General features: G+C 63.2%; 10 protein-coding genes. 7 read left to right on the forward strand and 3 right to left on the reverse strand.

The window, feature by feature from the left end; genetic code table 11:
• The first annotated feature begins 22 nt into the window (after positions 1–22).
• The 3 genes from ybeY to lnt all read left to right on the forward strand — a co-directional run bounded on the left by ybeY (position 23) and on the right by lnt (position 3,105).
• Positions 23–571 carry an rRNA maturation RNase YbeY gene (ybeY, locus tag HNQ60_RS14715; protein WP_184333052.1) on the forward strand — a complete coding sequence of 183 codons (549 nt, stop codon included), beginning with the start codon at positions 23–25 and terminating at the stop codon, positions 569–571.
• The gene (locus HNQ60_RS14720; protein WP_184333054.1) at positions 564–1,415 is read left to right on the forward strand and encodes an HlyC/CorC family transporter; all 852 of its coding nucleotides are present in this window, start codon (positions 564–566) and stop codon (positions 1,413–1,415) included. The genes ybeY and HNQ60_RS14720 overlap by 8 nt, the downstream gene beginning before the upstream one ends.
• Positions 1,416–1,557: 142 nt before the next feature.
• Positions 1,558–3,105: an apolipoprotein N-acyltransferase gene (lnt, locus tag HNQ60_RS14725; RefSeq protein ID WP_184333057.1), complete on the forward strand. Its 1,548-nt coding sequence runs from the start codon at positions 1,558–1,560 to the stop codon at positions 3,103–3,105.
• Here lnt and manD read toward each other — a convergent pair whose 3' ends face one another.
• The gene (gene manD / locus HNQ60_RS14730) at positions 3,106–4,350 is read right to left on the reverse strand and encodes a D-mannonate dehydratase ManD (RefSeq protein ID WP_184333059.1); all 1,245 of its coding nucleotides are present in this window, start codon (positions 4,348–4,350) and stop codon (positions 3,106–3,108) included.
• A 61-nt stretch (positions 4,351–4,411) separates the two neighbouring features.
• A complete protein-coding gene (locus HNQ60_RS14735) occupies positions 4,412–5,158 on the reverse strand; it encodes a FadR/GntR family transcriptional regulator (RefSeq protein ID WP_184333783.1) in 747 nt (248 codons plus the stop codon).
• 167 nt (positions 5,159–5,325) lie between these two features.
• Here HNQ60_RS14735 and HNQ60_RS14740 point away from each other — a divergent pair, with 167 nt between their 5' ends.
• The gene (locus tag HNQ60_RS14740; RefSeq protein WP_184333061.1) at positions 5,326–7,554 is read left to right on the forward strand and encodes a TonB-dependent receptor; all 2,229 of its coding nucleotides are present in this window, start codon (positions 5,326–5,328) and stop codon (positions 7,552–7,554) included.
• A gap of 89 nt (positions 7,555–7,643) precedes the next feature.
• The gene (gene uidA, locus HNQ60_RS14745; RefSeq protein ID WP_184333063.1) at positions 7,644–9,587 is read left to right on the forward strand and encodes a beta-glucuronidase; all 1,944 of its coding nucleotides are present in this window, start codon (positions 7,644–7,646) and stop codon (positions 9,585–9,587) included.
• Between the two features lie 125 nt (positions 9,588–9,712).
• On the opposite strand, the gene HNQ60_RS14750 is transcribed toward uidA, so the two are convergent.
• Positions 9,713–11,656: a C13 family peptidase gene (locus HNQ60_RS14750; protein ID WP_184333065.1), complete on the reverse strand. Its 1,944-nt coding sequence runs from the start codon at positions 11,654–11,656 to the stop codon at positions 9,713–9,715.
• Positions 11,657–11,845: 189 nt separating this feature from the next.
• On the opposite strand from HNQ60_RS14750, the gene HNQ60_RS14755 reads away from it, so the two are divergent.
• Both HNQ60_RS14755 and HNQ60_RS14760 read left to right on the forward strand, forming a co-directional pair.
• On the forward strand, positions 11,846–12,628 hold the full coding sequence (locus HNQ60_RS14755) for an undecaprenyl-diphosphate phosphatase (protein WP_322096870.1): 783 nt from the start codon (positions 11,846–11,848) through the stop codon (positions 12,626–12,628).
• 31 nt (positions 12,629–12,659) lie between these two features.
• Complete coding sequence (locus HNQ60_RS14760) at positions 12,660–13,931, forward strand: dicarboxylate/amino acid:cation symporter (protein ID WP_184333069.1); 1,272 nt, start codon at positions 12,660–12,662, stop codon at positions 13,929–13,931.
• Positions 13,932–13,933 lie beyond the last annotated feature (2 nt).

Genomic DNA, 13,933 nt, shown 5'->3' on the forward strand with positions numbered 1-13,933 from the left:
ATAAGGCCACCGTCCAGCACCAATGCAGCGACCCTCCGTCTCGTTCGCCGACACTTCCGCAGCCCGCAAGGCAGTTCGCGCGAACGCTCCTCGTGAAATCTCAATCCAGTTCGCCGCTTCCAGGAAGGGAGTGCCGCATTCGCGTTCCCTGCGCGAGTGGGCGCAGGCGGCTCTGGGTGAAATTCCAGTTACAGCAGCCCTGCGCAAGCCGCTGCGTGAGGGGTTGAGCCTGTCCATCCGGGTCGTCGGCGGCGCCGAGAGCCGGCGCCTGAACTCCGCCTGGCGCGGCAAGGACAAGCCCACCAACGTGCTGTCGTTCCCTTCGGGCGTGGCTGGCGCAACCGCCGGCGAGCTGTATCCGCTGGGCGATCTGATCATCTGTGCACCGGTTGTTGCGCGCGAAGCACGCGAACAGGGCAAGACAGCGCAGGCTCACTGGGCCCACATGGTCGTCCATGGCGTCCTCCACCTGTTGGGGTACGATCACGAGATCGACCGCGATGCCCGGGTGATGGAAGCGCGCGAAATGAATCTTTTGGCGAAGTTCGGGTACCCAAATCCATATGCCTGAGGAACACGGTCCGACAGGCCGCTGGCTGCGGCGGATCACGGATAGTTTCAGCAGCGAGCCGCGCGATCGCGAAGACCTGACCGGCTTGCTGTCGAACGCGAAGACGCGTGGCGTCATCAGCGCCGACGCGTTCGAGATGCTCGAGGGCGTGCTCGAGGTCGTCGAGATGCAGGTGCGCGACATCATGGTGCCGCGCTCGCAGATGGTGATCGTCAATCGCGACGAAGCGCCCGAAGACATCATTCCCGCGGTGATCGAAGCGGGGCATTCTCGTTATCCCGTCATCGGCGAGGATCGCGACCAGGTCGTCGGCATCCTGCTGGCAAAAGACCTGCTGCGCTATTTCGCGGATGGCGGACGGCAGAATTTCGACATCAAGGAATGCCTGCGGCCCGTCGCGTTCATCCCCGAGAGCAAGCGGCTGAGCGAGCTGCTCAAGGAATTCCGCGCGAGCCATCATCACATGGCAATAGTCGTCGACGAATATGGCGGCGTGTCCGGTCTCGTCACGATCGAAGACGTGCTGGAGCAGATCGTGGGCGACATCGGCGATGAGTATGACGTCGACGACGATCTCGACATCCGTCGCGAGGCCGAGCGTCAGTTCAGCGTCAAGGGCACCACGCGCATCGAGGAATTCAATCAGTTCTTCGATACCAGCTTCAGCGACGAGGACTTCGACACCATCGGCGGCCTCGTCATCAACTTCCTGAGCCGCCTGCCGCGCCGCGGTGAGACGTTCGTGCTGAATGGTCTCGAGTTCAGAGTGGTGCGCGCCGACCGCCGTCGCATCGATCTGCTCCGGGTGACGACGCCGAAGGATATCGTGCCGAAGGAAGAGTGAGAGTCAGATTCAGATTTCATACGGAGAGCACGGAGACAAATGATTTCAAAGTTCCGAAGAGCATCACGTCGTCGTTGGTTCTCCGCTCCGGCACTCGAATAACAATTGCGATCATGAACTCCGTGATCTCCGTGAACTCCGTGTGAAACCTCTTCTCTCTCCTGACTTCTTCGACACGCGACTCGCGCACTGGCTGGCGCTGCCGGCGGGCGCGCTGCTGTCGCTCGCGTTCGCGCCGGTCGGCTGGTGGCCGCTCGCGATTCTCTGTCCCGCCTGGCTGTTTCTCACATGGCTGAACACGACGCCGCGGCTTGCAGCGAAGTCGGGGTTCCTGTTCACCGTGGGATTGTTTCTCGCGGGCACGTACTGGCTGTACAACACGATCCATGAAGTGGGGCACGCGCCGGCGTGGATCGCCATCTTCCTCATGTTCGGCATGGTCGCGATTCTGGGCAGCTACACCGCCGGCCTGGGCTATGCGCTGGCGCGCTGGCTGCCGGCCCGCAAGGCCGATGGAACGTTCGTGGCGAGCCTTCTGCATCTGCTGCTGGTTTTTCCCGCTGCCTACACGGTACTCGAATGGTTTCGCGGCTGGTTTCTCAGCGGCTTTCCGTGGTTCGCGCTCGGCTACTCGCAGACCGATTCGCCTCTTGCAGGCTTCGCGCCGATCGCCGGTGTTTACGGGATCAGTCTGTTCGTGGCGATCTCGGCCGGTGCGCTGGTGGCGATCGTCTTCGCAGACAATCGCGCACGCATAGTCTCCGCCGCCGTGCTCGTTGCGGTCTGGGTCGTGGGAGGGCTGCTCTGGCATCGCGAATGGACGGCGCCCATCGGTCGGCCCATCACTGTCGCCATCGTCCAGGGCGCGGTGCCGCAGGATGTGAAATGGAGCGTCGAGTATCGCGATTCGACCCTCGCGCTTTACCGTGATCTCAGTTGGCCGCATCTCGGCAAGGACATCATCCTCTGGCCCGAGTCCGCGTTGCCGGATATGCCCGACCAGTTGCGGAGCTACGTTTCGTACATGTGGTCGGCGGCACGTGCGCGTGGATCCGCGCTCATCACCGGCATGCTTCGCTACGGCGACGACGAGAACGACATCCGCAACGGCCTGCTCGCGCTCGATAAGGACGCGCAGTGGTACGACAAGAGGCGCCTCGTTCCTTTCGGCGAGGTTTTCCCGGTGCCATCGTTCATCCGGTCGTGGATGCGATTGCAGAATCTTCCTTACACCGACCTCACGCCGGGCGCGCGGCATCAGCCTGCTCTCGATGCAGCGGGCAACAAGATCGGTGCCACGATCTGCTACGAAGATGCCTACGGCGCCGAGCAGCTCGAAGTGCTGAAGGAAGCGACATTGCTGGTCAACGTCACCAACGATGCGTGGTTCGGCGACACGACCGCCGCCCCGCAGCATCTGCAGATCAGCCGCATGCGTGTCATGGAAGCGCAGCGGCCGCTGCTGCGTGCGGCGAATGACGGGATCTCGGCGTTGATTCTCGCGAATGGGACGGTCGAGAAGACGCTCCCGCGATTCAAGCCCGACGTTCTGACGGGCGTCGTGCAGCCTCGAACCGGCCTCACTCCCTATGCGCGCGTCGGCAACTGGCCAGTCATCGGCACTTCCGCGCTGATTCTCGCGGTCGTCGGTTTCTTCGCGTTCCGCTCGCGCCGCAATCGCGGCGCGTAATCACCAGTCGGACATCGTGCCGTCTTCGAGGCGGCTGATCGGCAGGCTGGCCGCTCGGTACGGGAACGTCGCCGCGAGTTTCTCGTCGATGTCGACGCCGTGTCCCGGCGCATCGCCCGGATGCAGCTCGCCCTGATCGAACGTGTAGGCGTGCGGAAAGACCGCATCGGTCTCGGCCGTATGGCGCATGTATTCCTGAATGCCGAAGTTCGGCACCCACAGATCGAAGTGCAACGCGGCTCCCATGCACGCGGGAGACAGATCCGTTGCGCCGTGGAAGCCGGTACGAACGTTGTTCAGCTCCGCGAGATGAGCGATGCGTCGCACGTGACTGATGCCGCCGGCATGCACGAGGGTCGTGCGGATGTAGTCGATCAGCTGCTCGTCGATGAGCTGCTTCGCGTCCCACACGGAGTTGAAGACTTCGCCCACGGCGAGCGGCGTCGTCGTGTGCTGGCGGATCAGCCGGAAGGATTCCTGGTTCTCGGCCGGCGTGCAGTCTTCCAGCCAGAAGGGGCGGAAGGGCTCGAGGTCCTTGCCGAGTCTTCCGGCTTCGATGGGCGTGAGTCGATGGTGCACGTCGTGCAGCAGGTGTACTTCCCAGCCGAGCGCCTCGCGGGCCGCTTCGAACAGCTTCGGCACGGTCGGCAGATACTTCGCGGTCGACCACACTTGCTCGGTCGGCCGGGCGCTGTCGGCCGGTTCGTAGAAGAGCTTGTCTCTCGAGACGCCGTAAGTCGCTGCGAGGCCGGGAACGCCGCTCTGCAAGCGGATCGCTTTATACCCCATCGCTCTGTAGTGCCGCGCCTGCTCGATCGTTTCATCGATCGTGCCTCCGTTGGCGTGGCCATAAACCATCACGCCGCGGCGGCTCGCGCCGCCAAGCAAGTCGTAGAGCGGCATGCCCGCGGTCTTGGCCTTGATGTCCCAGAGCGCGACGTCCACCGCGGCGATTGCCGTCATCGTGACGGGGCCGCGGCGCCAATACGCGCCGCGATAGAAGAACTGCCAGATGTCCTCGATCTGTCGTGCGTCGCGACCGATGAGGCACGGGAGTACATGGTCGGTGAGGTAGCTGGCGACGGCGAGCTCGCGACCGTTCAACGTCGCATCCCCGATGCCGTGAACGCCGCCGCGGGTCTCGATACGCACGGTGACGAAATTGCGCCCGGGACAGGTCACGATCACGCGTGCGTCTACGATGGCGTGCTTGTTCGGCGCGCTACCGGCTCGATCCAAGGTCATGCTGGGTCCTCAAGTGGTCATGCCACTTTGGACTGGCCAAGGACGGGTGTCAACAAGACGGTCAGCCCGGCCGGGCGTACCGTTTGCGCTGCTCCGCGATCTGGGCGCGGGCTCGCTCCATCTCTTCGACTTCGGTTGCCTTCAACAGGGCATCGATGACGCGGGTGAGGTGATCGCGCATGGCGTTTCGCGCCGCATCAGGGTCGCGCTTGCGCAGCGCTTTGAGGATCGCCGTGTGCTCGTCGATGCGGGGCTTCACGCCTGAGGCCCGGACCTTGGTGCTCAGCGAGCGATTCTGCGGCGAGCGCATGCGCGCATCCCAGAGAGTGCTGACCGCGGAAATCATTGCGCTGTTCTGTGTCGCCTGCGCGATCAGTTCGTGGAAGCGGCGGTCGGCATCTTCGCTGCGTACGACGTCGTGCTCGTTCTCTACACGCATTTCCGCGACCAGCCGCGCCAGTTCCTCGATCTGTTCATCCGTAATTCGAGCGGCGGCGAGCGCACAAGCCTCGCCCTCGATCGCGCGCCGTGCTTCGAGCAGCTCGAACGGCCCTATGTCGGCGGCAACGGTTTCGCCGGCAGGCGGCGTGACGTTGACGACGTAGACGCCGGAGCCCAGGCGCACTTCGACGAGCCCATCGAGCTCGAGCGCGATCATGGCTTCACGAATGGTGGGTCGGGAGACCTTGAAGGCCTGCGCCAGGTCGCGCTCCGACGGAAGCCGCTGCCCCACTTCGTACTTGCCGGACGCGATGCTGATCGCAAGTTGCTGGGCAATCTGTTCGTAAAGGCGCTGCGTTTCTGGCATGGGTTGATTATTGCCGTCGTCCGGCGCGGTGGACAAGTCAATTTCCGGCCCGATTGTCTCTGATGGCCAGACCAGATATTGAAACTGGTAAGGCCGATTGGTAAGGTGCGCCCCGAAAGATCAATGCCGGGCCGCGCCCGGTTCACCAAGAATCAGGGGGCAGTTCCATGCGGAAACTCATTCGCGGCGTTTCGGTGGTCACGTGTGTTGCGGTTGCCGGCTCTGCCGCATACGCGCAGGAGCAGGGTGCTGAGGGCGGTCCTCGACTCGAGGAAGTCGTCGTGACCGCACAGAAGCGCGAGCAGAACATCCAGGACGTGCCGCTGGCCGTCTCCGTCGTCTCATCGGTGCAGTTGGAGAACGCAGGCGTTCGCGAGTTCGCCGACATGGCCAAAGTGTCTCCGTCGCTGCAGATCCGCGGCGCCGATCAGCCCGTCAACGCGTCCGTCGCCTTGCGCGGTATCGGGACGTTCGCATTCAGCATTGGCGTCGAACCGAGTGTCGCGGTACAGCTCGATGACGTGCCCGTAGCGTTCCAGGCGCGCGCATTCACGGATATGACGGATGTCGAACGTGTGGAAGTGCTGCGCGGTCCGCAAAGCACGCTCTATGGCAAAAGCGCGTCGGCGGGCCTGATCAATATCACCACGCGTGCGCCGACGGCGGAGCTCACATCGCTCATCGATGTGCAGGCGACCACCGACGAGGAGTATCGCGCGGCACTCAGCATCTCCGGTCCCATCGGATCGACGCTGAGCTACCGGCTGACCGGCAGCCACAGCGACTTCGCCGGCAACATCGAGAACATCGCTACGGGCAAAACGTTGAATGGACGCGATGACACGACGTTCCGCGGCAAGTTGCTGTGGGAGCCTTCCGAAGCACTGGCGATCACGCTGGGTGCGAACTACTCGGAAGGCACTTCGACAGCGGTCTACGCGTTGTCGGCGCTGTCGCCGAACGCGCGGCTGCGCGGTAATCCGGCCCTTTCGCCGGATGTCGTCATGCCGGGCATCACCGCCGGTCCCGACAATCTCGAGATCAGCCACAACGTCGAACCGTTCGCGAAGTCCGATGGTTTCGGCCAGTCGCTCAAAGTGGCCTACGAGTTCGCGAACGACATCACGCTGATGTCGATCACGTCCCATGATGACTTCAGTCTCGACGACCGGCTCGACGTCGACCGGACTTCGTATCCCGATCTGAGCAACTGGCAGGGCGGCACCTTCGAAGCGAAAGTGGTGACGCAGGAATTCCGGCTGGTTTCACCGGCCAGCGACACGCTGCAGTACACCGCCGGTCTCTACTACGGCGACAATGATCTTTCACGGCGATTCAGCCGCGGGCCGCTGTTCTCGCTCGCCAACTGGTACGCAACGTCGGACTCGACGGTCAAAGCCGTCTACGGTCAACTGGACTGGACGTTCCTGCCGGCGACGACGGCAACCCTGGGTGCGCGCTATCAGAACGAAGAGATCGCCTACACCTTCAACGACATCCAGAACGCCGCGAACTTCGCGGGGTCGAGCTCGGATGATGCGTCGACGTTCCGCGTCGGCGTCCGCCACGATTTCACGGATGAATTCATGGCGTTCATCGCCTTCGCGACGGGCCACAAGGGTCAGACCTACGACCTGACGACGGGATTCAATGCGACGCGCGCCGCGGCCGGCCCGGTGAACCCGGAGACATCGGATTCCTACGAGATCGGTTTCAAGAGCCGGCTCTTCGACCAGCGGATGACGCTGAACGTCACGGCATTCGACGTGACGTACGACGACTTCCAGCAGCAGGGTATCGAGACGATTGGCGGTGTTCAGAACTACCGCCTCACCAATGTCGGTACCGTGAAGACCCAGGGCGTGGAGATCGAGACCGACTTCCAGGCGACAACCGATCTGCGTCTGAACGCGGCCGTCGCCTATGTCGACGCGATGATCGACGAGTTTCCCGGGGCGAACTGCTATCCCGGTCAGACGGCAGCTCAAGGCTGCGCTGGCACGCCCGCCCGCCAGGATCTCGGCGGCAAGCGCCTGCCGAGTGCTCCTGAGTGGAAGGTAAACGCCGGCTGGGAATACGAGTTCGGCCTCGGCTCGCTGCCCTTCGACGGTACGTTCGCGGGCAGCTACGTCTGGCAGAGCGAACAGAACTTCTCGCTCAACCAGGATCCGGTCACCGTCCAGGATGCCTATGGCGTGCTGAATCTGTCGGTCGGCCTGAAGCAGCACAGCGGCCACTATCGAATCGTGCTGTTCGTGAACAACGTGCTCGATGAAGGCTATGCGGTGAACGCCGGCAACCAGTACGGCAATTTCGGCAACCAGCTTGCGACAGAATTCCTGCCTGCGCGCGACTTCGAGCGCTACGCCGGCGCGAGGCTGTCGTTGTCCTTCTGATGATTTCTTCGCGCCGCCTCTCCCCCTGGGTGCGGGCGCAGCGGATGTTCTGGCAACATCGCTGCGCCTATTTTCTTGCGAGACATTCCATGAGCAACGACTTCTCCATCGAGACGCAAGAGACATCCACAGCCGATGACGGTGTGACGCGCCGTACGTTCTTCGGCATGGCCGGCGGAGCGGTGCTCGTGGGAGCGCAAGCGACCGCCGCGGCGCAAACGGCGCAGCGTGTTCAGCCGTCGGCGAATCCGACGCTGCTGTATCCCCACTCCAGTTCGACTCGAGCCACTCGCGATCTGTCGGGCGTGTGGAAATTCAGAGCGGACCCGGACGGTGTCGGCGAGAAACAGGGATGGATGAAAGGCATCGGCGAGCATCGGGCGATTCCAGTGCCTTGCAGCTGGAACGAAATATTCGATGACCTTCGCAACTACACCGGCGGTGCGTGGTACCAGTGCGATTTCGAAGTCGACTCGTGCTGGAAGGGCCGCCGCCTTCATCTTCGGTTCGGGTCGGTTGCCTACCGTGCGAAGGTCTGGCTCAACGGTGAACTGCTTGGCGAGCATGTCGGTGCGCACTTGCCGTTCGCCTTCGACGTCACTTCGCACGTCAGGCATGACGCCGAGAATGTGCTCGTCCTCTTCGTCGAGAACGAGCTGCGCCTCGATCGCGTGCCCGCGGTGCCTGACACAACACGCGTGTCGCTGCATACGCATCACTTTCCACAGACGACTTACGATTTCTTCCCGTACGCCGGCATCCATCGGCCCGTATGGCTGTTCACGACACCGGACGTGCATGTGCATGACGTCACTGTGAAGACGGATATCGACGGCAAGGCCGGTGTAGTGAGCGTCGCGATCCGCGCTTCGCAAGGCTGGAGCGGCAACGCAAGCGTGCGGCTGTCCGGGCAGGGCAGGAACATGGAAGCGAAGGCGCGCATCGCGGACGGGGAGGGCATTGCGACGCTTCGTGTGCCGGACGCGCGGCTGTGGTCGACCGACGATCCGCACCTCTACAAGCTCACGGTCGTACTTCAGGATGGCGACGTGCGGGATGAGTACTCGATCAGGATCGGCATCCGCGAAGTCCGCGTCGATGGCGAGAAGCTCCTCGTCAACGGCAAACCGGTCTATCTGCGCGGCTTCGGCAAGCACGAGGACTTCGCGCTCAACGGGCGCGGCCTGAACGTTCCGTCGATCATCCGGGACTTCGAACTGTTGCGCTGGCTCGGCGCCAACAGTTTCCGAACGTCGCACTACCCGTACAGCGAAGAAGCAATGATGCTTGCCGACGAGTACGGGTTGCTCGTGATCGACGAGACGTCGGCGGTGAGTCTCGTTTTCATGGACGGACCCGTGATCCAGGAAGCGCGGCAGCGACAGCTGCAGCAGGACATCGCGACGCTCGTCGCGCGCGACAAGAATCACCCGTGCGTCATCATGTGGTCAGTGGCGAATGAGCCGCTGCTGAAGCCGTTTCATACCGTGGACCCGACACCGCAAGGCGCTGTCGCGGTCGGTACGAAGTTCTTTGCGCCGCTCTTCGATCTTTTCCGCAAGCTCGATCCCACGCGTCCGGTCACGCTCGTGAGCGTGCAGGGCGGTCCATCGGAATGGATGGCGCTCGGCGATGTGATCTGCACCAACTCCTACAGCGGCTGGTATGGAATCTCGGGCCGCCTCGATGATGCCGCGAAAGCGGTCGAGCAGGAAGCACTCGGATTGCGCCAGCGACATCCCGGCAAGCCCATCATCTTCAGCGAGTTCGGCGCCGACGCGATGGCGGGAATGCATTCGCAGCCCGCTGACATGTGGACCGAGGAATATCAGGCCGAGATGGTGGCGATGTACATCGAGACACTCGCCAGGCATCCGTTCGTGATCGGCACCCATCCCTGGGCCTTCGCCGATTTCCGCACTTCGCAGAGCATCATGCGCATCGGCGCGATGAATCTGAAAGGGGCATTCACGAGGGACCGCAAGCCGAAGCTCGTGGCGCATCGGTTGAGGCAGATGTGGAAAGGGAAGTGATCCGTCATTCCCGCGAAGGCGGGAATCCATCCTGTTCCGGGTGATGTGACGGGGACGTAACGGCAGGAGGGCAGGATGGATTCCCGCGTGCGCGGGAATGACGAGGCTCGCGCCTCGTCACCTCGTCACCTCATCACTCCCCTGAGCTTCCTCTCCACGCCCACGCCGAAGAACGCCTGCGGATTCGACGCCTCGATCTGCTCCGCTTGCTCGCGCTGAGCGATCGCGTCGCGTGTGCGCTGGAAGGCGGTGCGCAGGTCGGGCGCTGAGGGCAGGGCATCGCGATAGAACGCTTCGCCGAAATAGGTGAGATCGCGATCGTCGGAGCAGCCGAAGGACGTCCTGTCCGCCGCCGCCGCGGTGATCACGATCGTATCGTCATTGCGCAGCGGCTCGATGAACGTGCCCGAGTAGCACGCCGAGACGATGATGACTCTCCAGCGAATGCCCGATTCGTCGAGCGCATCCGCGAGTGTTTCAGCGTCGAGATTGTTCAGCGGGACGCCTGAGTTGCTCACGGACAGTTCGCCGCCAGCCGAACCATGCGACGAGAGAGAAAGGATCAGCACGTCTTCCTCGAGATTCATCCGCTCGGCGATTCCCGTGAGCGCGCGACGCAACGCAGTCGGGCTGGCAAACGGGTGGGAATCGAGATCGCGCCGATCGTTGACGAGCCGCAGCGATCGCGTGGCCGTGCCGAATTTCTCGTCGATGACCTTGTTCGCGAGCTCGATCTCGCCCGCGAATACGCGCTCCTCGCCCATGCCCGCAAAGCCGACGAAGAACGCGGCGGCGCGAAGGTCCGTCGGGCGCTCCATGGCGGCGACGGATTCGTCGACGAACTGCGCCTGGCCGAACAGCACCGGTTCGATCTGCTGCCAGCGCGCCAGATAGTCTTGTGCTTCGTCCGTGAGCTCGGCGCTCTCGTCTTCGGCCGGATACCAGAAGCCGGGCTCTACATACTGCGTCTGAGCGAACCAGGCCGCGAGCGACAGGAACAACAGGCTCGCGAACATTGCGCCTGCCTGATGACGTGCAGTCACCGACTTCAGTGCGGTGTGTCCGTAAGCGACAGCGTAGAACGCCAGAATGATCGACGCGCCGAGCGACACCGCCGAAGGCAGATAGCCGAGCAGCATCGCGAGAACGATGGCAATCGGAATGAAAGCCAGCGTCAGGGCAAGCGTCGCCCGCAGGGACACCGGAGGATCCGACAAGCGAGCCCAGATCGCTGCCAGCAGCATCGCGATGGAGCCGTACCAGCCGACACCGACGAAGCCATACGCGTAGAAAGTCGAGTCCGGCAGCGCGACCAGGAGATCGATCAGGATCCAGAGGGCGATCGAGAGGGCCGCGAGTGCAAGCAGCGCACGGTCGCTGAGATCGAGATCAGGGTTCGTGACGGGCCGCAGGGTGAGGAAACGTCCGATCGAGCGCAGGAACGGAACCTGCGTCGATGACGAAGGCATCACTGGAACCGAGCTGCTCGTGGCAGCCTCAGGCTCAGTCTCGGGCTGCGGTTCGATCTGCGTCTGCGCGGGCTGGGATCGCCCGGCTTCCGCCAGTTCCCGGATCAGATCCGCCGCCTGATGCGCGGACACCGATTCCGGCAGATCCCGGACCGGCACGATCAGGGCGGCGACGCGATCGACCCAGATGAACAGATGGCCGGGTGCGATCGTGATTTCCTGATACACCGCCCAGTCATGACGAATGGTCGAATGGCTCTTCTCCAGCAACAGGCCAGAAGGGTCGATCGTCAGGCGGCTCGGACCGAGCACGACGCCCGATTCATCGGGTTGGGCGGCGGCGCGCATGCGGCGCATGTTGATCATGACACCGAGCACAGCGGCGGCGGCACCGATGACGACGGCGAGGAAGGGTACGGACTGACCGAGATAGACCGAGGCGCCGACCAGTGCAATGGCCATGGCGAGGGCGACGCCCAACGTAACGACGATGTTCCTTCGCGACAATCGCGAGCGGGCCTGTAGTCGAAGCGCCCAGGCAGCCTGGTAGGCCTGCCAGTCGGCGAGGGTCAGCGTCGAGCGGATTTCGAGTGTGTTCATTCGACAATGTCGGGGTGGGGCCGCCTGAAGTTTCCCATGCCCCGGCCGGCGCGGATTACATCGGCGTCACGATCCCGAGCAATCGGAGGGAACCGGCGGCAGCCATGTCGTTCGGTCACCGACGGCCCGTGCGGCCATCCGATAGTGCCAGTATCATCCCCCGACCCGATCCAGAACAACGGACACCGCGTGGAAAATCTGCTCCAGGTCATCCTGCTGGGAATCATCGAAGGCGTCACCGAGTTTCTTCCCATCTCCAGCACCGGGCATTTGCTCATCGCGCAACATTGGCTGGGGCGTCGTTCCGATCTGTTCACCGTCGCCATTCAGTCCGGGGCCATCCTGGCGGTGACGCTGGTTTACTGGAGGCGCCTGCTCGACATGGCGCTGGGCTTCATGCGGCCCGAGAACCGCGATTATCTGTTGAAGCTCTTCGTCGCACTGATGATCACCGTGGTCGGCGGACTCGGTGCGCGCCTGGCCGGTGTCGAGCTGCCCGAATCGGTGTATCCGGTTGCGGCGGCGCTGATCATCGGCGGCTTCGTGATCTTCGCTGTGGAGTCCTATGTATCCAAGCGCGAGCCGAATACCGCGATCAGCTGGGGGGCGGCTGCATGGGTGGGCGTTGCCCAGGTGATCGCTGCCGTGTTCCCGGGAACGTCGCGATCGGCTGCCGCGCTGTTCGCGGCGATGCTCGCCGGAACGACTTCGCGCCCTGCGGCCGCGGAGTTTGCGTTCCTGCTGGCGATCCCGACGATGTTTGCCGCGACGGCCTACCAGTTCCTGGAGCTCTATCTCGAGGGCGGGCTGGCGACCGAGCACTGGGGAGATCTCGGGGTCGCCTTCGTTGTATCCACGATCGTCGGATTCATTGCAGTGAAGTGGCTGTTGCGTTACATCCAGTCCCACAGCTATGTACCCTTTGCGTGGTATCGCATCGCACTCGGTCTGCTGCTGATCGCATTCGTCTGATACTTGCACTCAAAGAACGGGAATACGCTCAATGCCGTCCAGCCGTCTGACGACTTACATCATGGTGGGCCTCGTCCTCGGCCTGCTGAGCGGATACGTCTCCTACACGTATTTCCCCGAGTCCGCGGCGGACTTCGCCGAGGCGGCGGGTCTGCTGCCCACGATGTTCCTGCGGCTCATCAAGATGATCATTGCGCCGCTGGTGTTCTCGACGCTGGTGGTCGGCATCGCAAAGATGGGCGACATCGCCACCGTCGGCCGCATCGGCGGCAAGGCGCTGGGGTGGTTCATCTTCGCGTCGCTGATCTCGCTCACGCTGGGTCTCGTCCTCGTCGAGACCTTCGAGCCCGGCAAGGCCATGCAGCTGCCGATCCCGGATTCGCATGCGGCATCGGGCATCGAGGCCGGTGCGCTGTCGCTGCAGAGCTTCATTGCGCACACGATTCCCACCAGCATCCTCGATGCGATGGCCCGCAACGAGATCCTGCAGATCGTCGTGTTCTCGGTGTTCTTCGGTACGGCCATGGCGGCGCTCGGCGCGCGCAGCAAGCCGGTGATCGAAGTTGTGGACGTGCTCGCGCACATCATGCTGAAGGTGACGGGTTACGTGATGCTCTTCGCGCCATTCGCCGTGTTCGGTGCCCTGGCTACGACGGTCGCGAAGCAGGGCCTGGGGATCCTCAAGGTCTACGGCATCTTCATGGGCGAGTTCTACTTCGGCCTGCTGCTGCTGTGGGCGATCCTGACCCTGCTCGGCGGACTCGTCATCGGGCCGCGCATCCTGCGATTGATCAAGCGCGTTCGCAGTCCCGTGATTCTCGCGTTCTCGACCGCCAGCTCGGAGGCCGCGTATCCGCGCACGCTCGAGGAGCTCGAGAAGTTCGGCTGCAGCAATCGCATCGCGAGCTTCGTGCTGCCGGTCGGCTATTCCTTCAATCTCGACGGCTCGATGATGTACTGCACGTTCGCGGTCATGTTCATCGCGCAGGTGTACGGCATCGATATTCCGATCAGCCAGCAGATCGCGATGGTGGCCGTGCTGATGCTGACGTCCAAGGGTATCGCCGGCGTGCCTCGCGCTTCACTCGTCGTCATCGCGGCGACGCTGGCGCAGTTCGGTATCCCGGAAGCCGGCCTGGTCCTGCTGCTCGGCATCGATCACTTCCTCGACATGGGCCGCTCGGCCACCAACGTCATCGGCAACAGCATCGCGACAGCTGTGGTGTCGAAGTGGGAAGGGGAACTGACGGAAGAGGTGGCGGACGAGAAGGCGACGGCGACGGTTGTGAGCAAGGAGGCGTAGCG

This window comes from Povalibacter uvarum (assembly GCF_014202975.1).
Classification (GTDB): Bacteria; Pseudomonadota; Gammaproteobacteria; order Steroidobacterales; family Steroidobacteraceae; genus Steroidobacter; species Steroidobacter uvarum.